Origin of the sequence: Burkholderia anthinoferrum (genome assembly GCF_002925705.1) — a bacterium.
GTDB lineage: Bacteria > Pseudomonadota > Gammaproteobacteria > Burkholderiales > Burkholderiaceae > Burkholderia > Burkholderia semiarida.
The window spans coordinates 55,422-79,581 of sequence record NZ_LFZP01000067.1 but is presented as its reverse complement, the minus strand read 5'-3'; the positions used below and the strand labels follow the sequence as shown (position 1 = coordinate 79,581).

Genomic DNA, 24,160 nt, shown 5'->3' with positions numbered 1-24,160 from the left:
TACGGGGAATGGGGAATATCAATCGCGCGCATCCAGCGCGGGCTGAAGTGCGGTCGTGGCAGGCGCTGCCGGTTCATGGCCGCCGTGGCGGGCGGCGGCGGAATGACCGGGCCGGATCCTGAACCAGATCGCATACATCGCCGGCAGGAACATCAGCGTGAGGATCGTCCCGGCGAACGTGCCGCCGATCAGCGTGTACGCGAGCGTGCCCCAGAACACCGAATGCGTGAGCGGAATGAAGGCGAGCACGGCCGCCATCGCGGTGAGAACCACCGGGCGCGCCCGCTGCACGGTCGCTTCGACGACCGCGTGGAACGGATCCAGCCCCGCCTGTTCGTTCTGGTGAATCTGGCCGATCAGGATCAGCGTGTTGCGCATCAGGATCCCCGACAGCGCGATGAGGCCCACCAGCGCATTGATGCCGAACGGCTGCCGGAACAGGATCAGCGTCGGCACCACGCCGATCAGGCCGAGCGGGCTCGTCAGGAACACCATCACCATCGCGGAGATCGAGCGCACCTGGAAGATGATGATGATCAGCGTCACCGCCAGCATGATCGGGAACAGCGGCAGCATCGCCTTCGTGGCCTTGCCCGATTCCTCGATCGAGCCGGCTTCCTCGATTCGATAGCCGCTCGGCAGCGCGGCGACGATCGGCTGAAGCTGCTTCGTGATCGCGGCCGACACGTCCGGCGGCTGCAGGCCGTCGGCGATGTCGCCGCGCACCGTGAGCGTCGGCACGCGATCGCGCCAGCGCATGATCGGCTCTTCCATGCGCACGTCGACCTTGCCGACCTGCGACAGCGGAATGCGCTGCCCGTTCGCGCCGGCGAGCGTGAAGTCGTCGAGCCGCGCCGGGTCGAGCCGTGCATCGCCGCCCGAGCGGGCGACCACCTGCACGGTCCGGATATCCTCGCGCACCTCGGTGACGGGCACTCCGGTCAACAGAAACTGCAGCTGCTGCGCGACCGCGCTGGACGTCAACCCGACGGCCTGCAGGCGGTCCTGCTCCAACGTGAAATGCAGCGCCGGCGCGCGCGTGCCCCAATCGGCATTGACCGTGCGCATCATCGGGCTGCCGGCCATCACGCGCTCGACGTCGGCCGCGATGCCGCGCAGCGTGTCCGGATCGGGGCCCGTGACCCGATACGCGACCGGGAACGGCGAATACGGGCCGAACACGAGCTGCGTCACGCGCACGCGCGCATCGGGCGCGAGGCCGTCGGCGATCGCCTGCCGCAGGCGTGCCTTCAACGCGTCGCGCTCGTCCTGGCTGTCGGTGCGCACGACGATCTTCGCGAACGACGGATCGGGCAGCTCCGGCCCCATCGCCAGATAAAAGCGCGGCGCGCCCTGGCCGACGTACGCGGTGACGATCCTCGCTTCCTTCTGCTTCGCGAGCCACGCTTCGACCTTCGACGTGGCCGCGCTCGTTTGCGAAATCGACGTGCCGTACGGCATCTGCACCTCGACGAGGACCTCGGGGCGATCGGAGATCGGGAAGAACTGCTTCTTGACGACGGCCATGCCGAGAATGGCGAGTACGAACAGGCCGACGACGGACGCCGCAACCAGCCATTTACGCGCAATCACGCGCGTCAGCACCTGTCGGAAACGGTTGTAGCGCGGCGTGTCGTAGATCGCATCGTGACCGCCTTCGAACTTCTTGAGGTTCGGCAGCATCTTCACGCCGAGGTACGGCGTGAACGCGACGGCGACGACCCACGATGCGATCAGCGCGATCCCGACGATCCAGAACATGTTGCTCGTGTATTCGCCGGCGGTGGAGCGCGCGAAGCCGTTCGGCATGAAGCCGACCGCGGTGACCAGCGTGCCGGCCAGCATCGGCGCGGCCGTATGGCTCCACGCGTAAGCCGACGCGGCCACGCGGTCGTAGCCTTCCTCCATTTTCACGACCATCATTTCGATCGCGATGATCGCGTCGTCGACGAGCAGACCGAGCGCGAGGATCAGCGAACCGAGCGTGATGCGATCGAAGTTCTTGCCGGTGGCGGCCATCACGACGAACACCACGGCGAGCGTCAGCGGCACGGCCGCGGCGACGACGAGGCCGACGCGCCAGCCCATGCTGACGAAGCTCACCAGCATCACGACGAGCAGCGCGGCGAAGAACTTGACCATGAACTCGTCGACGGCCGAGCTGATGTTCACGGACTGGTCGGTGACCTTGGTCAGGCTCATGCCGAGCGGCAACTCCGCGTTGATCGCGCCGACTTCCCGGTCCAGCGCGCGGCCGAGGTCGAGCCCGTTCCAGCCGTCGCGCATCACGACGCCGAGCAGCAGCGCGGGTTCGCCGTTGTTGCGGATCATGAAGGTGGACGGGTCTTCGTAGCCGCGCTCGACGGTGGCGATGTCCGACAGTTTCAACGTGCGGCCCTGCGCGACGATCGGCGTGTCGCGAATCTTCTGCAGCTTGTCGAACGCGCCATCCATGCGAATGAAGATCTCCGGCCCGCGCGTCTCGACGGAGCCGGCCGGCGTCAGCGCGTTCTGGCCATTGAGCGCGGCGAATACGTCCTGCGGGCTCACGCCGAGCGTCGCGAGCCGGTCGTGCGACAGCTGCACGTAGATGCGCTCCGCCTGTTCGCCGATGATGTCGACCTTCTTCACGCCCGGCACATGCAGCAGCCGCTGGCGCTGCGTCTCCGCATCGCGAACCAGCAGGCGCTGCGGTTCGCCCTTGGCCTTCAGCGCGAACAGCGCGAACGTGACGTCCGCGTATTCGTCGTTGACCAGCGGGCCGATCACGCCGGCCGGCAGATCGTTCGCGACGTCGCCGATTTTCTTGCGCGCCTGATAGAACTGCTCCTGCACCTCGGACGGCGGCGTGCTGTCGAGCAACGTCAGCGTCGTGAACGCGAGGCCGGGGCGCGTGTAGGTTTCGGTGCGGTCGTACCAGCGTAACGCCTGCAATCGCTTTTCGATCTTTTCGGCCACCTGGTCGTGCATTTCCTGCGCGGTCGCGCCCGGCCATGCGGTGACGATGGTCATCACCTTGACGGTGAAGGCCGGGTCTTCCGCGCGCCCCAGCTTGAAGAACGATACGAGCCCCGCGAGCGAAATCAGGCAGATCAGGAACAGCGTGATCGCGCGCTCGCGCACCGCGAGCGCCGACAGGTTGAAGCGGCGTTCGCTCACGGCCGTGCTCCTTCGTGTGCGGCCGTGGCGGCCACGCGAACCGCTTCGCCGTCGCGCAGCAACTGCGCGCCGAGCGCGACGACCCGCTCGCCTTGCTTCAGTGCGCCGGACACGCGCGCGCTGTCGTCGTCCAGATGCTCGACCGTGACGGGCCGCCATCCCACCTTGGCCGGATCGCCCGCGACGACCCACACGCCGGGCCCTTTGCCTGCATCCAGCAGCGCGCCGATCGGTACCTGCAGGCCGGCTTGCGGCGTCGTGCGCGCGTCGTCCGGCATGCGGATCGTGACGGTCGCGCCCAGCGGTGCGGCGGCCAGCGCGCCCTGCAACACGTAGCGCGCTTCGAACGTGCGCGTTCGCGCATCCGCGGCGTTGGACAACTGGCGCAGCGTCGCGGGGACACTCGCGCCCGGCTTGCCGAACAGCTCTGCCTGCGCGATGGATCCGACCGCGGGGCGCAGCGTTTCCGGCAGCTGGATCACCGCTTCCCGGCTGCCGGCGTGCGCGAGCCGCACGACCGGCTGGCCGGCGCTGACGACCTGGCCGGGCTCCGCGAGCGTTTCCATCACGACGCCGTCGCCGTCCGCGACCAGTTCCGCGTAGCCGGTCGCATTGCGCGCGACGTCGGCGTCGGCCTCGGCGGCGCTCAACTGGGCTTTCGCGGCGTCGGCCGCGGCCTTGACCTGGTCATAGGCCGATGCCGATATCGCGCCGGTGCCGCGCAGGTCGCGGTAGCGCGCTTCGTCTTCGGCGGTCTGCCGCGCGCGTGCCCGTGCCGCGGCCACCGCTTCATCGCGTGCGCGCGCCGCGAGCTTCAGGTCGACGGGGTCGATGCGCATCAGCGGCTGGCCGCGGCGGACGGTTTGCCCGGTATCGACGAGCCGCTCCAGCACCTTGCCGGACACCCGGAACCCGAGGTCGCTCTGCACGCGGGCGGCGACGGTGCCGGTAAACGACCGCGATGCGGGCGCGGCTGCGTGCACGATGGCGGTACGCACGAGCGGCGCTTCCGTGCGCGGATCGGAAGGCGCTTTTCCGCTGCAGGCGGCTAGCGCGAGGGGCAGCGCGGAAGCGACTGCAAGGAGAGCGAGGCGACGCCGGACCATGAAAGACCCACTGACGAGGTGATCGGGGCTTTCATTGTGTATCTAGTGACCAAAATAGTCAATAGTCACAAACGGTGTCGGTTCATGGGGCGAGGCTGCGGAGCACCAGGCTCGACAACTGCGCGGGCGCGGCGTCGGTCGTGTCGAGGTTGTACTGCAGCAGCAGCGGATTCAGGTACGGCCGCATCACGAGGTAGATCGCCGTCGCGGTTTCGTCCAGCGGCGTCTTGCGCTCGAACTCGCCGCTTTGCCTGCCCGCCTGCAGCACCTCCTGCAGCAGCTTCTGCACACGGGCCTCATAGGCCTGCACCGACTGCCAGTTGCCGGTGGCGGCCGACGCGGCGATGTCGTACAGCTTGCGGTCGCGGAAGAACAGCCGCAGGCTCGCTTCGGTAGAAACCTTGAACATGCGCCGCAGCTTTTCGGTGGGCAGTTCCGCTTCGGCGACGGCGGCGCGCACGTCGGTCTCGATTTCATGCAGGCAGTTCGCGCAGATCATCTCGCCGATCGCCTGTTTCGATTCGAAGAACTTGTAGATATAGGCCTTCGAGAAGCCGATGGACTTCGCGAGGTCGGACACGGTCGTCTTCTCGTAGCCGTACCGGCTGAAGTGCTCGGTGGCGGCGGCCACGATCTGGTCGCGCACGTCGTGATCGGCCGGGCCGCGTGCGGGCGCGGGGGGAGCGGTGTTTTCTTTCATGGGTTGCGGCTGGCAGGGATGGACAACGAGTGACTATTTGGTATTATAGTCACTACCTGATCTTGACTGAAACCGTCATGCTACCGAAACCCATCGTTGCCGCGCTGCTCGCCGCGCTCCTGTCTGCCGGATGCGCCGTCGGTCCCGACTACGTGCGGCCGGACGTCGCCATGCCGCAGCGCTTCCAGGGCCAGAGCGCCGTGGAGCAGCGGCGCGCGGCGGCCGACGCCGAACTCGCGACGTGGTGGACGGGCTTCGGCGATCCGCAGTTGACCCGGTTCGTCACGCTCGCGCTTGCACAGAACCTCGATCTCGCGCAGGCCGCGGCCCGCGTCACGCAAGCGCGTGCCGGGCTCGGGGCGGCCGATGCGGCGCTGTTGCCGTCTGGCAATGTGACGGGCCAGGCTGCGCGCGCCTACCAGTCGGTCGAAACGCCGTTGGGGAGTGTCCTGAATTCGACGCCCGGTTTCGACCGTCACGGGAGCGCCTACGAAGCCGATTTCAACGCGAGCTGGGAACTGGATGTGTTCGGCGGGCTGCGCCGCGGGCGGCAAGCCGCCCTTGCCGACTATCAGGCGTCCGAAGCGGCGGCGGTCGCCACGCGCCTGGCCGTCGCCGCGCAGACGGCCGACATCTACATCACGATTCGCGGGTTGCAGGGCCGGTTGAAGGTCGCGCAGCATCAGGTGCGGACCGAGCAGGATCTGTTGTCGACGATCAATCTGCTGTACGGGAAGGGGCTCGCGGCGGAGCTTCAGGTCAGGCAGGCCGAAGGTGCGCTCGCGCAGGTTCGTGCGACGGTGCCGGTGCTCGAGGCGGCGCTGGACACGGCGATGAATGCGCTCGACGTGATGCTCGGTGCGCAGCCCGGCACGCATCGCGCGGAATTGCTCGACGGCGGCGACGTGCCGGTGGCGCCGCGGATCGCGGCGACGGGCACGCCGGGCGAATTGCTCAGACGGCGGCCCGACCTGATGGTCGCCGAGCGACGGCTTGCAGCGTCGAACGCGCGCATCGGCGTGGCGATTGCCGAGTATTACCCAAAGTTCTCGCTGAGCGGATTGCTCGGCAGCGCGACGACGATGGGCGCGGGCAACCTGTTTGCCGGCGGCGCGAACCAGGCGGCCGGCGTGCTCGGTCTGCGCTGGCGCTTGTTCGACTTCGGCCGGATCAATGCGCAGATTGCCGACGCCAAAGGAAAGGAGGCCGAAATGCTGGCCGCGTATCGGCTCGCGGCGCTGCACGCCACCGAGGATGTCGAAAATGCGTTCTCTGCGCTCGTCAAGCGCGACGAACAGGCGGCCGTGCTGGCCAGCGGCGTGGATTCGCTCGGCCGCGCGCGGGCCGCGTCGTTCGCGGCGTACCAGAAAGGCGTCGTCAGCCTGATCGAAGTGTTGCAGGCCGACGAAAGCTTGCTGCGCGCGTCCGACGAACGCGTGCAGGCGCGAACCGAATCGGCGCGTGCGGCGGTCGCGGCGTTCAAGGCGCTCGGTGGAGGATGGCAGGCGCCGGAGGCCGAGGCCGTTGCGAGCCGGTAGCGGTAGCGCCGGAGCCTCTGATGACCGCGCGAATATGAAAATCAGCGAACTGGCCGAATTCGATGGCTCGAAGTACCTGAAGGACGAGGAAGCGATTCGTCACTACCTGGCGCAGGCATTCGAAGATCGGGACCCTCGACTGATCCAGGCCGCGCTCGGGAACGTCGCGAAAGCGCGTGGCATGACGGCGTTGGCGCGCGAGTCCGGCGTGAAGCGTGAAGCGCTCTACCGTGCGCTGTCGGAAGGCGGAAACGCGGAGTTTGCGACGATCATGAAGGTTGTCGCCGCGTTGGGATTGCATCTGACCGTTGCGCCAATCACGCAGACCGCCGAAGCGGCATCCGCGCCTGAGCGGACTCTTCGCAAGCGCTCGCACGCACGCGCGGCGGCTCACGGCTGATGCCGTCAGGGGCGGGCAGGAAGTCCCGCCGGCCCATTCGTGTCGACCCGGTCGGCATCGTTCGGGAAGCCCTGCATGCGGCACGCGACTATCGATGGATCGCTCCCCGCAACCGCCTCACATCCTGCTCCGACACCGGCGCCGCCCGATTCCCCCACGCGCCGCGCACGTAACTGACCACCGCCGCGATTTCTCCGCTCGTCAACGTGCCGCGCATCGCCGGCATCCGCTGCACGGGGCCGTTTTCACCCGGCGCCGGCTGAGCGCCTTCGACGACGATCCGGATCGTGCTCGTCGGATCGGCGGCCAGCACGACCGAACTGCTCGCGAGCGCCGGCCCGTGATCGCGCACGCCCGTGCCGTCCGCGCCGTGGCAACGCGCACAGAACCCCGCATACACACCGGCCCCGGGCGCTTGCTGGCCGCTTTCCGGGCGCGGGCCGGCGGGCGTCAACCGCGGCACGCCGACGCCCAGCGGATTCGTCGCGGCGGTCGGTTGCGCGGGCAACGATTTGAGGTACACGGCGATCGCCCGACGATCGTCCTCCGTCAGCAATGCAGTGCTTTCGCCGACGACCGGGGCCATCGCGCCGAACACCGAGCCGCGCGCCGCATGGCCGCTGCGCAGGAACGCGGCGATGTCGTCGGTCGACCAGCGGCCGAGGCCGTCCGGGTCCGCGCCGGTCAGGTTCGGCGCGAACCAGTGATCGTTGATACCGCCGGTCAGGAACGCGGGGCTGCGTTCGTCGTAGCCGCGTTCGTTGTAGGCCGGCCCGCGCGGCGTATGGCATGCGCCGCAATGGCCGAGCCCCTGCACGAGATAGGCGCCGCGATTCCATTGCGCTGATTGCGACGGCTGGGGCGTGAACCGGTCGCGGTTCGCGAACGCGAGGCTCCACAGCCCGAGGGCCCAGCGCTGGTTGAACGGAAACGGCAGTTGCGTGAGCTTCGCCGCGTTCGGGGACGGCGCGACGCCGCGCATGAAATACGCGTACAGCGCGCGCACGTCGTCGTCGGTCAGGTGCGCGAGCGACGGGTACGGCATCGCCGGATACAGCCGGCTGCCGTCCGCGCGCACGCCGCGCCGCAATGCGTCGTCGAACTGGCGCAGCGTGTAGTGGCCGATCCCGTGCGTCGGGTCCGGCGTGATGTTCGGCGCATAGATCGGCCCGAACGGCGAATTCACCGGCTGGCCGCCCGCGTACGGCGTATGGTCGGCCGCGTCGTGGCACGCGGCGCAATCGCCGGCCAGCGCGAGATAGCGGCCGCGCGCGATCGTCGCGGCGTCGGCGCTCGCGGCGGCCGCGGCAATGACCGGTCGGCGGGCGGTCGACGCGGAAGCGGAGTCCGGCGGCGGGGCGGAAGCCCCGGACGCTGCCGCATTGGCGACACTCGCCTCCCGCTTGCGTGAAAGCCGCGGATCCTCTCTCGCACGAGCGGACATCGACGCACCGGCATCGGCCGCCGACGCGTGAATCCGCACGAACCGCCAGCCCGACGCGGGCTCGGGCGCTTCGGCCGCCGACGCGCCGCCGCCCGTATCGCCGGCTGCCGCTGCGTTGTCGTCGGGCTGCATGTCGCACGCGCCGAGCATGACACACAGCGCGAGCGCGACACCCGCACGGCGACCGGGCACGCAGCACGAAGCGAACGAGATCAGCGCCATGGACTGCAAGGCCCCACGAAAGCCGTGACGATTCCCGTGAACACGAGACCGATCACGAAGCCGAGCGCGGCGAGCATTCCGCAGCGCGCGAGAAAGCGCGTACTGTCGTCGCGCGTCACGGCGGGCGCATCGGCATCGCGTCGATATCGGTGCCGCCACGCCCGCGCGAGCCACGTCGCGCAGGCCGCGGCCAGTGCGAACGCGCCCGCGGCGATCAGTGCGAGCCACACGCCGACGTGCGTCCAGCGCGGCGCGGCCTGCGCGACGCCGAGCGGATAGCATGCGGTGGACGCGAGCGTTTCGGACACGAGCATCTGCGCAAACCACAGCGCGGGCGCGCCGACGAGGCCGGCCGCGATCGCGAGCAGCGGGGTCCACGCGCGTCGGGCGTCGCTCATCCCGTGCTCCTCAGCCAGAACGGCGATACGTACAGCGCGGTGAAGATGAACAGCCACACGATGTCGACGAAGTGCCAGTAGAGCCCGCCGACCGTCAGCGCGACGCGTCGCTCGCGGCTGAAGAAACCGGCGGCCGTCCACCCCGCGAGCAGCGCGAGGATCGCGAGGCCGGCCACGACGTGCGCGAGATGGAACCCGGTGATCGTGAAATAGAGGCTGCCGTACAGGTGCGCGGTCGGGCCATACGGATGGTCGCGCCATTCGTGAAGCTGGACCAGCGCGAACGCGGTGCCGAGCACCAGCGCGACGACGAGCATCGCGACCGCGCGGGCCTGCCGCTCGGCCCGCACCGCGCGCTCGGCCAGCCACACGAACACGCTGCTCGACAGCAGCACGACCGTGTTGACGGCCGCGAGCCCGATCTTCGGCATCCCTTCGGGCGGCCACGGCGCGGACCATTGCGACTGCAGGTAGAAATAGCAGAACAGCAGATAGCCGAACAGCCCGGCCTCGGTCACGATCAGCGTGAGCACACCCCACCAGCCGCCCGCGCGTTCGCCGCAACTGCCGATCGGCAGCGGGTCGAGGCAGGCGGCCGGCGCGCCGGCCGGCACCGTCGCCGACGGCGGTTCGGCCGGGCGCGCCCCGGCGGCCGCGGCAGGTGCCTGCGTGTTCGCGCGAGCGGGCAGTTGAGCACGTTGCCCGAGCGCGCGGCGCGGCCACAGCCACACGGCGATGGCGACCGCGCAACCGGCCGCGGCCACGCACACGAGCGTTGGCGAGCGCGCGAGCATCGCCGCGAACACGGCGGTCGCGAGCAGCGCGAGCACGAACGGCACGCAACTGTCGTCCGGCATCTTCAGGATCGCGCTCGGCGCCGCGGCGAGCGGCGTGACCGCGAGCGCCTCGCGCCCGTGTGCGAGCCGGTAGCCGATCCGCAGGCTGGTGCGCGTCGGATCGTCGCGCGTTTCCCACAGCGGATGCCGCGACGCGACGAGCGGCAGCACCGCGAAGTTGTACACGGGCGTCGGCGACGCGACCGACCACTCGAGGCCCGCCGCGCCCCACGGATTGTCGCCGGCGCGCACGCCGCGCCGTGCGCTCACCAGCGCGTTGACGACGAACATCACGATGCCGATCCCGAACACGAACGAGCCGATCGTCGTCAGCAGGTTCGACGTGTCCCAGCCCATTCCAGATGGATACGTATAGATGCGGCGCGGCATTCCGAGCAACCCGGAAACGTGCATCGGGAAGAAGCCGAGGTTGAAGCCGATCAGCACGACCCAGAAGGTCCAGCGGCCGAACCGCTCGTTCATCATCCGCCCGGTGAACTTCGGGAACCAGTACGCGACGCCGCCGAGCACCGGGAACACGTTGATGCCGAGCAGTACGTAATGCAGGTGCGCGACGACGAAGTACGTATCGGTGAGCTGCCAGTCGAGCGGCACGGCCGCCGTCATCACGCCCGACACGCCGCCGATCACGAACATCAGCACGAAGCCCGCGAAATACAGGAACGGCGTGCGAAACACGGGGCGTCCGGTCCAGATCGTCGCGATCCACGCGAACACCGCGACTGCGCTCGGGATCGAGATCAGCATGCTCGCGGCGCCGAAGAACGCGAGCGCGAGCGGCGCGATGCCGGTCGCGAACATGTGGTGGACCCACACCTCGAAGCCGATCAGCATCGTCGCCACCGTCGATACCGCGACGGCCTCGTACGCGACGAGCGGCCGCCGGCAGAAGGTCGGTAGCGCGTCGGATACGATCCCCATCGCCGGCAGCACGACCACGTACACCCACGGATGCGCGAACATCCAGAACAGGTGCTGCCACAACAGCGGCCGGCCGCCATGCGCGACGTCGAAGAAGTGCGTGCCGGCATTGCGGTCGAGCCACAGCAGCAGGAACGCGAGGCTCACCGACGGCACCGCCACCAGGTTCGCGACCGACGCGGTCAGCGTGCCCCACACGATGATCGGCACGCGGTCGATCGACATGCCGTGCGCGCGCATCCGCAGCAGCGTGACGACGAAGTTCGCGGCGCCGCCGGTCGTCGAGATGCCGAGCAGGATCATCCCGAGCGCATAGATGTCGATGTTCGCGCCGGCGCTGTAGTCGAGCGACGTGAGCGGCACGTAGTTGAACCAGCCGCCGTCCGGCACCGCGCCGAGCGGAAAGCTCGCGTACAGGAACAACCCGGCGAACAGGAACGACCAGTACGAGAACGCGTTCAGCCGCGGGAACGCCATGTCGCGCGAGCCGAGCATCAGCGGCCACAGGTAGTTCGCGAAGCCCGACAGCACCGGCAGCGCGTACAGGAAGATCATCGTGACGCCGTGCATCGTGAACAGCGAATCGTATTGCGCGGGCGTGAGCAGCGTCGCGTTCGGCCGTGCGAGCTGGATGCGCATCACGAGCGCCTCCACGCCGCCGAGCAGCAGGAACGCGAACGCGGTGACGATGTAGCGCAGCCCGATGCGCTTGTGATCGACGGTGCCGAGCCAGCCGCGCCAGCCGGGTTCCGATTCCCACAACTCGGCCAGCGCGCGCTCGTGCGCGGAACCGGGCGGCGCTTCGCCGAGATCGGGTACGCGGTTGAGCGGGGCCGGCGTGTCGCGGGCAATGGCCATCGGCATCCTCGGTTCAGTGCAGCGTCGCCAGATACGCGGCGAGATCGTCGGCGTCGCGCGGCGCGAGCGCGATCGACGGCATCAGCGACTGCGGCTTGATCTGCTGCGCGTGCGCGACCCAGCGGCGCAGGTTGTCAGGTGTGTTGTCGAGCGTGCCGGCCGCGAGCAGCCGGCGCGTGCCGACGTGCGTGAGATCGGGGCCCGCGTCGCCCGCCGCGTCGGTGCCGCGCACCGCGTGACAGCCCGCGCAGCGCGCGGCGAACACGCGCTGGCCGCGGCGTTCGGCGCTCGCCGCGGGGGCCGCGGCCGGCTGGCGCTGCGTGGCGAGCCACGCACGGAACGCTGCCGGCGGCTCGGCCACGACTTCGAACGCCATGTGCGCGTGCTGCGCGCCGCAGTATTGCGAGCACTGCCCGCGATAGACGCCCGGCCGGTCGGCCTGCAGCCATTGGCGATTGGTCTGGCCGGGTATCGTCTGCGTCTTGCCGGCGAGTTGCGGCACCCAGAACGCGTGGATCACGTCGGCGCTCTTCAGTTCGATTGCGATGGGTTCGCCTACCGGAATATGGATCTCGTTCGCCGTGACGAAGCCGGCCCCGTCAATATCGTCCGGATAACGCACGGCCCACCACCAGTCTTGCGCGGTCACGGTGATCGTCAGCGCGGGCGGACGCGGCGGCGCCGCAACGGCACCCAGCACCCGCAGCATGTAGACGAGCGCGCCGAACAGCAGCGCGATCGAGATCGCGGTGCCCACGGTCACGATCGTCAGCCCGCTGCCGTGGCCGGCGCCTGCCTGCGCGCGACGGCGAAACAGCGCGATCAGCAGCAGCACCGCGATCGCGACGCAGACGAACGTGCACAGCGCGAGCAGCGCCCAGCCGAGCACGAAGACCGGCTGCGCCGCGGGGCCGGCCGCGTGCACGACGTACGCGAGCGGCAATGGGCCGGACGGATTGCCGGGCTCGGCAGGCGCGGCGGCCGCGCGCGCGACGATCGGCACGATCGTCCACGCGACCGGTGCGATCCATGCGGCATGACGGGTTTTCAGGAACGGCGGAACGGGCAACGCGACTCCTTGCCGGGTTGGCGGCATGACGACGGCCGTTCGCGGCGGAGCAAATTTCATGCGCACGCGGCTCGCACGCATGCTGCCGTGGAAGGGCGGGATGACGTGCACGACGGCCGGTGCGTTACAGCCGGCTTGTAAATTGGGCGGCCATTCACGTCGCCGAACGCGCTTTTCGGCGGCCGGCTTCCGGCTCGTGCAGGTGTACCGGATACAGCGGCGCGACGACGATGCGCACGCGCTGTTCGAACGGCCACTCGGCTTCCGTGACGATGTCGGGCTGCGATCCGAGGAATACGACGTGAGGGCGCGGCGCATGTGCGGGATTTCCCGTTCACGCTCGCGCAAGTCAGGCGTCGTAAATGCGGTGCTCGGCGGTGCTCGGCGGTGCTCGCACGGCCGGGCGACGGGCGAGACGACGCCGACATCGGCCAGCATCGTCCCGCGCGCTTGCGTTACGATTCGCCTTTCCCTTCCTTGCCGCGCTTGTCGCCGTGTTCGCCGTTGCCGGGCAGCACGGCCGACAGCACCTGCCGCGCGGTCTCGACGATCACGTTGGCTTCACGCGGGTCGCCTTTCGCCAGCGTTTCGGCAAAATGCTTTGCCTGCTGCAGCGTCACGTGCGGCGGCAGCGGCGGCACCTCGGGGTCGCTCTTCACTTCGAGCACGACCGGCCGGTCGGACGCGAGTGCTTCGTCCCACGCGGCGCCGAGCTGTTCCGGATCGTCGACGTAGATGCCCTTGAGGCCGAGGAGGGTCGCGAAGCGGTAGTACGGCACGTTCGGGATCTGCTGCGACGCGTCGAACTTCGGGTCGCCCTCCATCACGCGCTGCTCCCACGTGACCTGGTTCAGGTCCTCGTTGTTCAGCACCATGCAGATCCAGCGCGGGTCGGGCCACTGGCGCCAGTATTTCGCGACCGTGATCAGCTCGGCCATGTTGTTCATCTGCATTGCGCCGTCGCCGACCATCGCGATCACCGGGCGCACCGGGTGCGCGAACTTCGCGGCGATCGCGTAAGGCACCGCGGCGCCCATCGACGCGAGGCCGCCGGACAGCGATCCCATCATCCCGCGCCGCATCATCAGGTCGCGCGCATACCAGTTCGCGCAGGATCCCGAATCGCTCGTCAGGATCACGTCGTCGGGCAGGCGCGGCGACAGCTCGGTGAACGCCCGCTGCGGATTCACACCGCGGCCCGCGCTGGCCTTCGCGGCCGCGCGGGCGGCGAGCGTCTCGCGCCAGTCGTGGTTCCATTTCGCGATCCGGTCGCGCCATGCGGTGTCGCGCCGCTCGTTCAGGAGCGGCAGCAGCGCGCGCAGCGTCTCGGCGCTGTCGCCGACCAGATTGACTTCCATCGGATAGCGCAGGCTCAGCATGTCGGCCTTCAGGTCGATCTGCACGCCGCGCGCCTGGCCTTCCTTCGGCAGGAACTCCGAATACGGAAAGCCGGAGCCGACGACCAGCAGCGTGTCGCATTCGGTCATCAGCTCGTAGCTGGGCTTCGTGCCGAGTAGCCCGATCGAGCCGGTGACCCACGGCAGGTCGTCCGGCAGCGCGGCCTTGCCGAGCAGCGCCTTCGCGGCGCCGGCGCCGAGCCGGTCGGCCACCGCGATGACTTCGTCGGTCGCCTTCAGCGCGCCGGCGCCGACCAGCAGCGCGACTTTCGATCCCGCATTGAGCACGTCGGCCGCGCGCCGCAGGTCGTCCGCGTACGGGACGACTTTCGGCGCCGTATAGCCGACCCCTGAATGCACGGTGCCGTGCGCGCGCTTCGGCGGCGCGTAGTCGAGCTCCTGCAGGTCGTTCGGCAGCACGAGCGCGGTGACCGTGCGCGCGCCGAGCGCGGTGCGCACCGCGCGGTCGACTAGGTGCCGCACCTGGCCCGGTACCGTCGCAAGCTGAACGAATGCGCCCGCAACGTCCTTGTAAAGGGCCGGCAGATCCACTTCCTGCTGATAGTGGCCGCCGAGCGCCGCGCGTGCCTGCTGGCCGACGATCGCGAGCACGGGCATGTGGTCGAGCCGCGCGTCGTACAGGCCCGTCACGAGGTGCGTGGCGCCGGGGCCCGAGGTCGCGACGCATACGCCGAGCTCGCCTGTAAATTTTGCATGCGCGGACGCCATGAAGGCCGCCATCTCCTCGTGGCGCGCCTGGATGAATTCGATCTTGCCGTCCGCGCGGTTCAGCGCGCCGAAAAAGCCGTTGATGCCGTCGCCCGGGTAGCCGTAGATGCGGCGCACGCCCCAGTCGTACAGCCGCTGGACGATGAAATCCGCCACTGTCGCCATGCCGTTTCTCCTTGGTTCGGGATGAGCCGATGCGGGGCTGCCGCGCAAGGCACGTGCCGCGCCGCGTGCGTCGGGCACGGCGGTTGCACGCGGCATCCGCGAGCAACGAGCAAGCTGACCGGAGCGCAACGATGGTCGCATTCGCACGCTGGTCGCGCCCAGCGACGCGCGTGCGTGGTGGCGGTAACGCGGGTCGCGCGGCCTCAGCCGTTTCAATGCGTGCGAACGGAAGGGGGATGACGCACGTGGACCGTTCACTTTCTTGTCGAGGATTCGTCTCATGCGTGCATTCAACCGTTCATCCATACGCCGTTGTGCCGCCAGCGCGCGGCTCGCGGCGTGCGCGTCGGCGCTGCCCGCGGCCGCACAGTTGCGCCCGGCCAATCCGGTCAGCGTGCCCGACACGTCCACGCAGGCGTTCAAGCGCGCCGACCGAAAAATGATGGAAGCGATGGAAAGCGCGCCGTACACGGGCGACGCCGACCGCGATTTCGTCGCGCACATGGCGCCGCATCACCAGGGCGCGATCGACATGGCGCAGGTCGAACTCAAATACGGCAAGGATCCGACGCTGCGGCAACTCGCGAGCCGGATCGTCGCCGCGCAGCGCGACGAGATCGCGTTGATGGAGCGCTGGCAGAAGGAGCACGGCAGCACGCCGTGAACCGCGATGCGAGACGGCGATACGCGGGCGACCGTACCGGTGGTTCCGCATCCGGCAAGCGGCGACGTCGGACGCGCGCCGAGCCGATGGCCGCGTGTACGGGCAGGCACGACGGGAGGGGCGATGCATGGACGGTAAGCGCGAGAGCACAGGCCGCTCGATCGATAGCGTCGCCGACTACATGACCATGATCGGCGCGCAGCGGCAGACGATGGCGCTGCGGCTTTTTCGCGGCCAGTGCAATGCCGGCTGGCCGCTCGCGCCGGGCATCGCGCGGCAGCACGCGTCGCCCGACGTCGAAGCGCGGATGCTCGACGAATTCACGCGGCGCGCGCTGCCGCATCTCGAACCCGGGCAGAACCTCGAGGCATGCGACTGGCTCGCGCTCGCGCAGCAGCACGGGATGCGCACGCGCCTGCTCGACTGGTCCGGCAACGCGCTGGCGGCGCTGTGGTTCGCGGTCAGGCGCGCGGGCGAATCGGGCGGCGACGGCGTGGTGTGGTGCCTGTCGCACGACGCCGACGACATCGCGACCGCCGCGGACCGGCGCGCGCCGCTGGAGGTCACGCGCACCAAGGTGTTCCGGCCGCGTCACGTCATGCCGAGGATCACCGCGCAGGACGGCTGGTTCACGATTCACCGTTATGACGCGCGCGGCGGGCGCTTCGTGCCGCTCGACGAGGACGCGGATCTCGCCGGCCGCCTCGTGCGCATCGCCGTGCCGGGCGCCCGGTTCGCGTCGATCCGGCAGGAGCTTGCCGGCGTCGGCGTGAGCATCGCGACGATCTTTCCGGATCTCGACGGCATCGCCCAACTGACCGACACGCGCTATTTCCCGGACGACGAGGACACGCACGCACCGCGCTAAAGCCGGCGTTGCACGGGCGTGCGGATCGGGCACGCGTGATGCTTCTCCCGACGGCGCGCACGCGGGACCGAACCCCCGAGCGGCCGCTGGCGTGCGGTTCGCGGCGGGCGGCGACGCGGTTCATGCGCGCATTCAAACAGACTATCGATCCGGGAGGCATTCATGCGCGAACTCAACGAACCACCGAGCGACCGTCGCGGCACGGCGTGCAAGCGCGGCGCCGGTTCCGGGCCGGCCGGGCACGCCGTTACCCGTGCGTTCGAACGTTTTGCGTCGCGCGTGACCACCTGGGCCGGCTCGCCGGTCGCATTCGGCAGCGCGGTCGCGATCACTGCGATATGGCTCGTGAGCGGGCCGGTGTTTCACTACTCGGACGCGTGGCAGCTCGTCATCAATACCGGCACCACGATCATCACGTTTCTGATGGTGTTCCTGCTGCAGCGCAACCAGAATCGCGACAGCGTGGCGTTGCACCTGAAGCTCGACGAACTGCTCGCCGTCACGCGCGCGGCGAGCGACCGGCTGATCGGGATCGAGGATGCGTCCGAGGAAGAATTGCGCGCGTTGGCGCAGACCTACGTCGAAATGGCGCAGCGCGCGGCCGAGCGCGGCGACGACGAGCCGGGCGGAAAACGGGCGGAAGCGGCCGACACGAAAACGGCCGACACGCCGCCCGAATCCTGATCTCGCGATCGAGCGATGCGCGGCCCGATGATTTTTCAAACGCTTGTCGTTTCCGGCGCCGCATCGCGGCGCGACGGCTCGTTCGCGCCGCTCGCGGCGGGGAACGGCACGTGCTGCATGCCGACACGAAGCCCGGTCGTTCCGGGTATAGCCCAGGGTGCCGCCATGAACTCCAGAGTCCCGTCGAATCCGTTGTTGAATCTTGCGGTGGCCGTCGCCTGCGGGGCGGCCGCGATGTACTTCCTCGATCCTGCGTCCGGCCGGCGCCGCCGCGCGTATCTGCGCGACAAGGCGGCCGCGGGCCGGCACGACGTGGCCGATTATGCGAATACGCAGGTGAAGCGGGCGGCCGACCATGCGCGCGGCGCGATCGCCGGGCTGCGGGCCGACTGGCTCGCGGGCGACGCGAACGACGTACAGGTCGCCGAGCGCGTGCGTGCGGCGCTCGGCCGGCTCGTCGCTCGCCCGCGCGACATCGACGTGAGCGTCGAGCGCGGCAACGTGTGCCTGACCGGACAGGTCGACGAGGCCGAACGGCAGGCGCTGATCGACGGTGTCGCCGCGCTGCATGGCGTGCATCGCGTCGAGGACGCGATGGGCGCGCGCAGCGAATACAAGGCGCCGACCGACGGTCATTCGCAGTGACGCGGCCGCGGCTGACCGCCCCGGCGGGGGCCGGTGAACGAGTACGACATGCATTCGGCGCACGCACGGCTGCCGGAACGACGGCAGCCTGGCGCCTCAACCGGAGCCACCCATGACCGAACGCCAGCCTCCCGACACGACGTCCGCGCATCCGGAGCCGGGCGCGCACGACGCGCTCGAACATCTGCTCGGCAGCCTGCATCGGCACGGCTTCCTGCGCTTCGCGAACGAGGTCGTCAGCGCGAACGCGCGGCTGGCCGACACGTTCGTCGACGCGCTCGACAAGCCCGGCATGCAGAGCGGCATGCAGAATCTCGCGATGCTCGTGACGGCGCTCTCGCGCATTCCGCCGGAACAGTTCGGCCGCGCCGCGTTCGCGGCGGCCGACGCGCTGCATCACGTCGGCGCATGGCAACCGGCGCAGCACCCGCACGTCGCGCCCGGCGTTCGCGGCGTCTACCGCTTGCTGCACGACGAGGCGCTGTGGGATGCATTGACGCCGCTGCTCGAAGGGCTGAAGGTCTTCGCGCAAGGGCTTGCGCGCGATCCGCAGCCGCCCGTCGCCGGGATCAGCGAGACGGCGAAAGACGCGTGACCGCGCCCGGCCGCGGATCGCTCGCCACGCACAGGCCCGCGAACTGACGGATGATGCGCTGCGTCGGCGCGCTCGCCGGCCAGTGCGGCACCGCGTCGATGCCGACCCAGCGGCACAGCGCGATTTCCCGGCCCGGGCAAGCGTGCGCGCCGCGCGGCAGGCTCGCGACGAACACGTGATGACGCTTCACGCTGCCGTCCACGTAGAAGAAATACGCGAGTTCGAGACCGGTGAGCCCGGTTTCCTCGCGAAGTTCGCGATGCGCGGCGTCGAGCGCCGATTCGCCGCGCCGGATCACGCCGCCGGGCAGCGTCCAGCGCGACGATCGCCCGCGGGCGACCAGCAGCACGCGCCGGTTGCGATGGCAGACGATCGTGGCGCGTTCCTTCGCCAGCGGCGCGAGCGGTACCGCGCGAACGGGGAAATCGGACGGGTCGGGTAGCGTCATGCAGGGCACGCGGCAGATGGGCGAAAGATCCATGCGCCCCCTGCCGCAACGTGCGTTCCCGCTTCGCTGTCGCATGTGCCCTCGTGCGAGTGTTTCGGGCCCGCTGGCCGGCCTTCGTCCGCGATTTTTCAACGGCTTGTCATTTCTGCCGCCGCCCGCTGCGGCCGTTTCGCGCGAGCGGGACGGCGGTATGGCGCGACGCGCGTCGATCACGCGTCGCCGCGTTCGGCAGAGGGCGTGCGACGCGGCGGCGCCCCGCTTGGCGGTGCGGCCGGCTTGCCTTCGGCCGGGTCGTGCGCGCTGCGCGGCGGTGGTGTGGCGGTGCCGCGGCGCTTGCCTTCGGGGCCGGGCGTGCTGTCGCCGCGATCTTCGTCGCGTGTGTCGGTGTCGAGCGGGGTCGAGCGTGTCATGGTTCGCGAGTCCTGTCGGGGCGGTCGAGGCGTACACGTCGCGCATCGCGCATGCCGCGGTGGACGACGCGCGTTGCCGGGCCCGCTGTTTGCTCGATCGCGCGCTTGAGGTCGGCGCGGGCAATGGCGCCCGCGGCCGCCGCCTGGAGCCCCGTTTCATGTCCGATGCGATCCTGTGCCCGTGGTCCGTTCGTGAGCGATCTTGCGTCGCGCTGCGGCGCGCGTCGACACCCGGACGGCGCGGCACCGGCGCGCCGGACGCGTTCGCGCCGGCGGTGGCCGGCGTCGTACTGTCGACGCCGCTGCCTACCCGCTGGCCTGCCGTCGTCGCCCGCGCGGGCGACGACCCGTCCGGCGGCGGCAGCGGCTCGGGAGCGGCGCCGGGCCGCAACGGCGAGCACCCGACCGACGCGCCGGGCGGCGGTGGCGGCGACGGCCATTCGCACGACGATCGCGGCGGCCGCACCGGCGGCGACGGAGACGGGGACGGCAACAACGGCGAAGGCGAACGCAAGCGGCCCAGTAAGAAAACGCTGATCATTCTCGGCGCGGTGCTGGTCGTGCTGCTCGTCGGCGGGCTCGTCTGGTGGCTCGCGACGCGCAACCAGGAAAGCACCGACGATGCGTACACCGACGGCAACGCGATCGCGGTCGCGCCGCACGTGTCCGGCTACGTGACACGGCTCGCGGTCGACGACAACAGCTTCGTGCGGCGCGGCGACGTGCTCGTCGAGATCGATCCGCGCGACTACCGCGCGCAGGTCGACGCGGCGCAGGCGCAGCTCGGTCTCGCACAGGCGCAGCTCGACGCGGCGCGCGTGCAGCTCGATATCGCGCGTGTGCAGTATCCGGCCCAGTATCGGCAGGCGCGCGCGCAGATCGAGTCGGCGGAAGCCGCGTACCGGCAGGCGCTCGCCGCGCAGGCGCGGCAGCGGGCGGTCGATGCGCGCGCAACTTCCCAGCAGGCGATCGATGCGGCCGACGCGCAACGTGCGACCGCCGACGCGAACGTCGCGATGGCCCAGGCGCAGGCGCGCACCGCGAGCCTCGTGCCGCAGCAGATCCGGCAGGCCGAGACGGCCGTCGAGGAACGCCGCCAGCAGGTGCTGCAGGCGCGCGCGCAGCTCGAGACGGCCAACCTCAACCTGTCGTACTGCGAGATGCGCGCGCCGTCCGACGGCTGGGTCACGCGGCGCAACGTGCAATTGGGCTCGTTCCTGCAAGCCGGCACGTCGATCTTCTCGATCGTCACGCCGCGCGTGTGGATCACCGCGAATTTCAAGGAGTCGCAGCTCGAACGGATGCGCGTCGGCGATCGCGTCGACGTGTCGGTCGACGCGTATCCCGATCTCGACCTGCATGGCCACGTCGACAGCATCCAGCTCGGCAGCGGCTCGCGCTTCTCCGCGTTCCCGGCCGAGAACGCGACCGGCAACTTCGTGAAGATCGTGCAGCGCGTGCCGGTGAAGATCGTGCTCGACGGCCCGCTGCCGACCCGTCCGCCGCTCGGTCTCGGCCTGTCGGTCGAGCCGACCGTCCATCTGAAATGACCGGCCGCCGTGCCGCGGCCGGCGTCGACCGGAGCGATCCGATGCCCGATACCCGCATGCCGTTCCCGCCTCGCGAGGCCCGCCGATGAACCGGCCGCCCGACCGCGGCGGCGCGTCCGGCGGCGCATGGCGCCCCGCCGCGAACCCGTGGCTCATCGCGATCGTCGTCACGCTCGCCGCGTTCATGGAGGTGCTCGACACGACGATCGTCAACGTCGCGCTGCCGCACATCGCCGGCACGATGTCGGCGAGCTACGACGAGGCGACCTGGACGCTCACGTCGTACCTCGTCGCGAACGGCATCGTGCTGCCGATCTCGGGCTTCCTCGGGCGCCTGCTCGGCCGCAAGCGCTACTTCCTGCTGTGCATCGCCGCGTTCACCGTGTGCTCGTTCCTGTGCGGCGTCGCGACCAACCTCGGCGAACTGATTGTGTTCCGCGTGCTGCAGGGGCTGTTCGGCGGCGGGCTGCAGCCAAACCAGCAGTCGATCATCCTCGATACGTTCCCGCCCGAGCAGCGCAACCGCGCGTTCTCGATCTCGGCGATCGCGATCGTCGTCGCGCCGGTGCTCGGGCCGACGCTCGGCGGCTGGATCACCGACCATTTCTCGTGGCGCTGGGTGTTCCTGCTCAACGTGCCGATCGGCGCGCTGACCGTGCTCGCGGTGATGCAGCTCGTCGAGGATCCGCCGTGGCGGCGCGGCGCCGAGCGCGGGATCTCGATCGACTACATTGGCATCGGGCTGATCGCGATCGGGCTCGGCTGCCTGCAGGTGATGCTCGATCGCGGCGAGGACGAGGACTGGTTCGGCTCGACCTTCATCCGCGTCTTCGCGGTGCTGTCCGCGCTCGGGCTGATCGGTGCGACGCTGTGGCTGCTGCGCACGAAGAAACCGGTGGTCGACCTGTCGTGCCTGCGCGACCGCAATTTCGCGCTCGGTTGCGTGACGATCGCGACGTTCGCGGCGGTGCTGTACGGCAGCGCGGTGATCGTGCCGCAGCTCGCCCAGCAGCATCTCGGTTACACGGCGACGCTCGCGGGGCTCGTGCTGTCGCCCGGCGCGCTGCTGATCACGCTCGAGATTCCGCTCGTGAGCCGGCTGATGCCGCACGTGCAGACGCGCTATCTCGTCGGGTTCGGCTTCGTGCTGCTGTGCGGCGCGCTGATCTATTCGCGCATGCTGGTGCCGGACATCGACTACACGCACCTCGTGATGATCCGGTGCGCGCAGTCGCTCGCGATCGGCTTCATGTTCGTGCCGATCACGACGCTCGCGTACCTGACCGTGCCGCGGCGGCTCAACGACGACGCGTCCGCGTTGTTCACGATGTTCCGCAACGTCGCGGGCTCGATCGGCATCTCGGTGTCGACCGCGCTGATCCGCGAGCGCACGCAGGCGCGCATGGCGCACCTGTCCACGCACATGTCGACGCTGTCGCAGAACTTCCAGGATGCGCTGCGGGAGAATGCGCGCGCGATCGGCGCGCTGACGGGCGCGCCGCCGCCGGCCGCGTTGCAGACCGCGACCGGCCGGCTCTACGAAACGTTCGTCTCGCAGGCGACGATCCTCGCGTATATCGACGTGTTCGCGATCCTCGCGGTGTTCTGCGCGTTCAGCATTCCGCTGACGTTCCTGTTCTCGCCGGCGAAGGCGGCGCGCGGCGCGGGAGGGCATTGACATGCGCATGCGCCGCGACAATCGCAGCCACCGCCTGATTCGCCGCATCGTGTGCGGCGCGATGACGACGATCATCGCCGGCTGCACCGTCGGCCCCGATTACCAGCCGCCGCAAGCGGACGTCCCGGCCACCTGGCATGCGATGCAGGCGGACGGGCAGGCGGCGTCTCCCGCATCCGGCGTGGCCGCGCGGTCGTCGCCCACGATCGACGCCGATCCCGATCCGCGCTGGTGGCGCGCGTTCGGCGATCCGCTGCTCGACCGGCTCGTCGAGCGCGCCGCGCACGACAACCTCGACGTGCAGGCGGCCGTGCTGCGCATCGCGCAGGCACGCGCGCAGGTGCGCGCGGCCGCCGCGCAGGGCTTGCCGAACGTGCGCGCGAATGCGAGCTACCAGCGCGAGCAGCTCGGCCTGAAGGGCATCGTCGAGGAGCAGGGCATCGACCAGCGCGTCGATCGTCTCGGCGCGCCGGACTCGCCGCTCGACCGGTTCGGGCCAGGCACCGGGGCAAGCGTGCAGCAAGGTGCGCGCGGCGCGCTCGATGCCCTCGAATCGCCGGTCAACCTGTGGCAGGCCGGGTTCGACGCATCGTGGGAACTGGACCTGTTCGGCCGCGTGCGCCGCTCGGTCGAAGCGGCCGGCGCGCAGACGAGCGCCGCGGTCGCGAGCCGCGACGACGCGTTGCTGTCGCTCGAGGCCGAAGTCGCGCAGACCTATCTGCAACTGCGCGGCGCGCAAGCGCAGCGCGCGCTGGCCGACGACCTGCAACGCGCGCAGCGCGAGTTGCTCGACCTGACGCGCGAGCAGGCCGCGCACGGCCTCGCGAGCGATCTCGACGTGCGCAGCGCCGACGCGCGGCTCGCGCAGATCCGCGCGCAACTGCCGCAGTTCGACCAGCAGATCGCGCTGCTGCGCAACGGTCTCGCCTATCTGGTCGGCGGGGCGCCGGGCGCGCTCGACGACTGGCTGGCCGCCCCGCGCGCGTTGCCGGCGGTGCCGCCGACCGTGCCGGTCGGCCTGCCGTCGACGCTCGCGCGCCGGCGCCCCGACATCCGCCGTGCGGAGGCCGAGCTGCAAGCGGCCACCGCCGACGTCGGCGTCGCGGTCGCGCAGTTCTATCCGGACATTTCGCTAACGGGGCAGGTCGGCCTGCGCGCGTCGCACGTGCGCGAGCTCGCGCACTGGTCGCATCTGTTCTACGCGTTCGGGCCGGCCGTGTCGCTGCCGATCTTTTCCGGCGGCGCGCTCGTGTCGAACCTGCGGCTGTCGCAGGCGCGCCAGGCCGAAGCGGCGCTCGCGTACCGGCAAGCCGTGCTCGTCGCGCTGCGCGACGTCGACAATGCGCTGGCCGTATACCGCACCGACCAGGCGCGCGCGGCCGCGCTCGACGACGCGGTGAAGGCCGAACAGGGCGCGCTGGACCTCGCGCGCGATCGCTACCGGAAGGGCCTGTCGCCGTTCCTCGACGTGCTGGATGCCGAGCGGCAATGGGCGGAGGGCCGGCAGCAGGCCGAGCAGGGCGCGTTGCAGACGACCACCGATCTCGTCGCGCTGTACAAGGCGCTCGGCGGCGGCTGGCAGGCGGGGCCGGCCGCGAATGAGGATACCGGCACGGCGCGCGCGCAGTAGCCTCGCGCGCGCGGCGGGCATCGGG

20 protein-coding genes and 1 pseudogene are annotated in these 24,160 nt (G+C 70.0%); 11 read left to right on the top strand and 10 right to left on the bottom strand.

All coding sequences use genetic code 11. The features are described from left to right. Nucleotides 1-18 precede the first annotated feature (18 nt). The 3 genes from C5F75_RS33400 to C5F75_RS33390 all read right to left on the bottom strand — a co-directional run bounded on the left by C5F75_RS33400 (nt 19) and on the right by C5F75_RS33390 (nt 4,965). On the bottom strand, nt 19-3,159 hold the full coding sequence (locus C5F75_RS33400) for an efflux RND transporter permease subunit (protein ID WP_104013340.1): 3,141 nt from the start codon (nt 3,157-3,159) through the stop codon (nt 19-21). Beyond that, entirely contained in the window at nt 3,156-4,265 is a 1,110-nt protein-coding gene (locus C5F75_RS33395; RefSeq protein ID WP_059575080.1) for an efflux RND transporter periplasmic adaptor subunit, read from the bottom strand. Before C5F75_RS33395 ends, C5F75_RS33400 begins: the two co-directional genes overlap by 4 nt. 82 nt (nt 4,266-4,347) lie before the next feature. After that, entirely contained in the window at nt 4,348-4,965 is a 618-nt protein-coding gene (locus C5F75_RS33390; RefSeq protein ID WP_104013339.1) for a TetR/AcrR family transcriptional regulator, read from the bottom strand. A 77-nt stretch (nt 4,966-5,042) separates the two neighbouring features. Here C5F75_RS33390 and C5F75_RS33385 point away from each other — a divergent pair, with 77 nt between their 5' ends. Both C5F75_RS33385 and C5F75_RS33380 read left to right on the top strand, forming a co-directional pair. Beyond that, nucleotides 5,043-6,503 carry an efflux transporter outer membrane subunit gene (locus tag C5F75_RS33385; RefSeq protein ID WP_059575083.1) on the top strand — a complete coding sequence of 487 codons (1,461 nt, stop codon included), beginning with the start codon at nt 5,043-5,045 and terminating at the stop codon, nt 6,501-6,503. Nucleotides 6,504-6,537: 34 nt separating this feature from the next. Further along, complete coding sequence (locus C5F75_RS33380; protein WP_104013338.1) at nt 6,538-6,903, top strand: addiction module antidote protein; 366 nt, start codon at nt 6,538-6,540, stop codon at nt 6,901-6,903. 88 nt (nt 6,904-6,991) lie between these two features. Here C5F75_RS33380 and C5F75_RS33375 read toward each other — a convergent pair whose 3' ends face one another. The 4 genes from C5F75_RS33375 to coxB are packed head-to-tail and all read right to left on the bottom strand — an operon-like array spanning nt 6,992 to nt 12,699. After that, complete coding sequence (locus C5F75_RS33375) at nt 6,992-8,569, bottom strand: c-type cytochrome (RefSeq protein WP_104013337.1); 1,578 nt, start codon at nt 8,567-8,569, stop codon at nt 6,992-6,994. Next, entirely contained in the window at nt 8,560-8,967 is a 408-nt protein-coding gene (locus C5F75_RS33370; protein ID WP_059575088.1) for a hypothetical protein, read from the bottom strand. Before C5F75_RS33370 ends, C5F75_RS33375 begins: the two co-directional genes overlap by 10 nt. Beyond that, nucleotides 8,964-11,603 (bottom strand): cytochrome c oxidase subunit I, encoded by a 2,640-nt coding sequence (gene ctaD / locus C5F75_RS33365; protein WP_104013386.1) that lies wholly within the window; start codon nt 11,601-11,603, stop codon nt 8,964-8,966. The genes C5F75_RS33370 and ctaD overlap by 4 nt, the downstream gene beginning before the upstream one ends. Nucleotides 11,604-11,616: 13 nt before the next feature. Further along, nucleotides 11,617-12,699 carry a cytochrome c oxidase subunit II gene (coxB, locus tag C5F75_RS33360; RefSeq protein ID WP_104013385.1) on the bottom strand — a complete coding sequence of 361 codons (1,083 nt, stop codon included), beginning with the start codon at nt 12,697-12,699 and terminating at the stop codon, nt 11,617-11,619. A 145-nt stretch (nt 12,700-12,844) separates the two neighbouring features. Here coxB and C5F75_RS37730 point away from each other — a divergent pair. Next, nucleotides 12,845-13,104, top strand: a pseudogene (locus C5F75_RS37730) (glycoside hydrolase family 15 protein); the annotation flags it as partial. A 23-nt stretch (nt 13,105-13,127) separates the two neighbouring features. On the opposite strand, the gene C5F75_RS33350 reads toward C5F75_RS37730, so the two are convergent. Continuing rightward, complete coding sequence (locus C5F75_RS33350) at nt 13,128-14,963, bottom strand: thiamine pyrophosphate-requiring protein (RefSeq protein WP_059575092.1); 1,836 nt, start codon at nt 14,961-14,963, stop codon at nt 13,128-13,130. A 280-nt stretch (nt 14,964-15,243) separates the two neighbouring features. Between C5F75_RS33350 and copM the strand changes: the two genes are divergently transcribed. The 5 genes from copM to C5F75_RS33325 all read left to right on the top strand — a co-directional run bounded on the left by copM (nt 15,244) and on the right by C5F75_RS33325 (nt 18,419). Continuing rightward, nucleotides 15,244-15,627, top strand: coding sequence for a CopM family metallochaperone (copM, locus tag C5F75_RS33345; RefSeq protein WP_104013336.1), 384 nt, complete (start codon nt 15,244-15,246; stop codon nt 15,625-15,627). A gap of 127 nt (nt 15,628-15,754) precedes the next feature. Then, a complete protein-coding gene (locus C5F75_RS33340) occupies nt 15,755-16,495 on the top strand; it encodes an FRG domain-containing protein (protein ID WP_059575096.1) in 741 nt (246 codons plus the stop codon). Between the two features lie 162 nt (nt 16,496-16,657). Next, nucleotides 16,658-17,179, top strand: coding sequence for a low affinity iron permease family protein (locus C5F75_RS33335; protein WP_059575098.1), 522 nt, complete (start codon nt 16,658-16,660; stop codon nt 17,177-17,179). Nucleotides 17,180-17,344: 165 nt separating this feature from the next. Further along, a complete protein-coding gene (locus C5F75_RS33330) occupies nt 17,345-17,824 on the top strand; it encodes a BON domain-containing protein (RefSeq protein ID WP_059575229.1) in 480 nt (159 codons plus the stop codon). Nucleotides 17,825-17,936: 112 nt separating this feature from the next. Further along, entirely contained in the window at nt 17,937-18,419 is a 483-nt protein-coding gene (locus tag C5F75_RS33325; RefSeq protein WP_059575101.1) for a hypothetical protein, read from the top strand. Here the strand turns inward: C5F75_RS33325 and C5F75_RS33320 are convergent. Both C5F75_RS33320 and C5F75_RS33315 read right to left on the bottom strand, forming a co-directional pair. Next, complete coding sequence (locus C5F75_RS33320) at nt 18,394-18,867, bottom strand: NUDIX hydrolase (RefSeq protein ID WP_059575104.1); 474 nt, start codon at nt 18,865-18,867, stop codon at nt 18,394-18,396. The two genes, C5F75_RS33325 and C5F75_RS33320, sit on opposite strands and share 26 nt — an antisense overlap. Nucleotides 18,868-19,076: 209 nt before the next feature. Beyond that, a complete protein-coding gene (locus C5F75_RS33315) occupies nt 19,077-19,277 on the bottom strand; it encodes a hypothetical protein (protein ID WP_059575106.1) in 201 nt (66 codons plus the stop codon). A gap of 158 nt (nt 19,278-19,435) precedes the next feature. Here C5F75_RS33315 and C5F75_RS33310 point away from each other — a divergent pair, with 158 nt between their 5' ends. From C5F75_RS33310 to C5F75_RS33300, 3 genes are all read left to right on the top strand, one after another. Next, the gene (locus C5F75_RS33310) at nt 19,436-20,827 is read left to right on the top strand and encodes an HlyD family secretion protein (protein ID WP_104013384.1); all 1,392 of its coding nucleotides are present in this window, start codon (nt 19,436-19,438) and stop codon (nt 20,825-20,827) included. An 85-nt stretch (nt 20,828-20,912) separates the two neighbouring features. Then, nucleotides 20,913-22,505 carry a DHA2 family efflux MFS transporter permease subunit gene (locus C5F75_RS33305; RefSeq protein ID WP_059575108.1) on the top strand — a complete coding sequence of 531 codons (1,593 nt, stop codon included), beginning with the start codon at nt 20,913-20,915 and terminating at the stop codon, nt 22,503-22,505. Between the two features lies 1 nt (nt 22,506). Next, nucleotides 22,507-24,135, top strand: a complete 1,629-nt coding sequence (locus C5F75_RS33300; protein WP_104013335.1) for an efflux transporter outer membrane subunit — start codon at nt 22,507-22,509, stop codon at nt 24,133-24,135. Nucleotides 24,136-24,160: the final 25 nt, after the last annotated feature.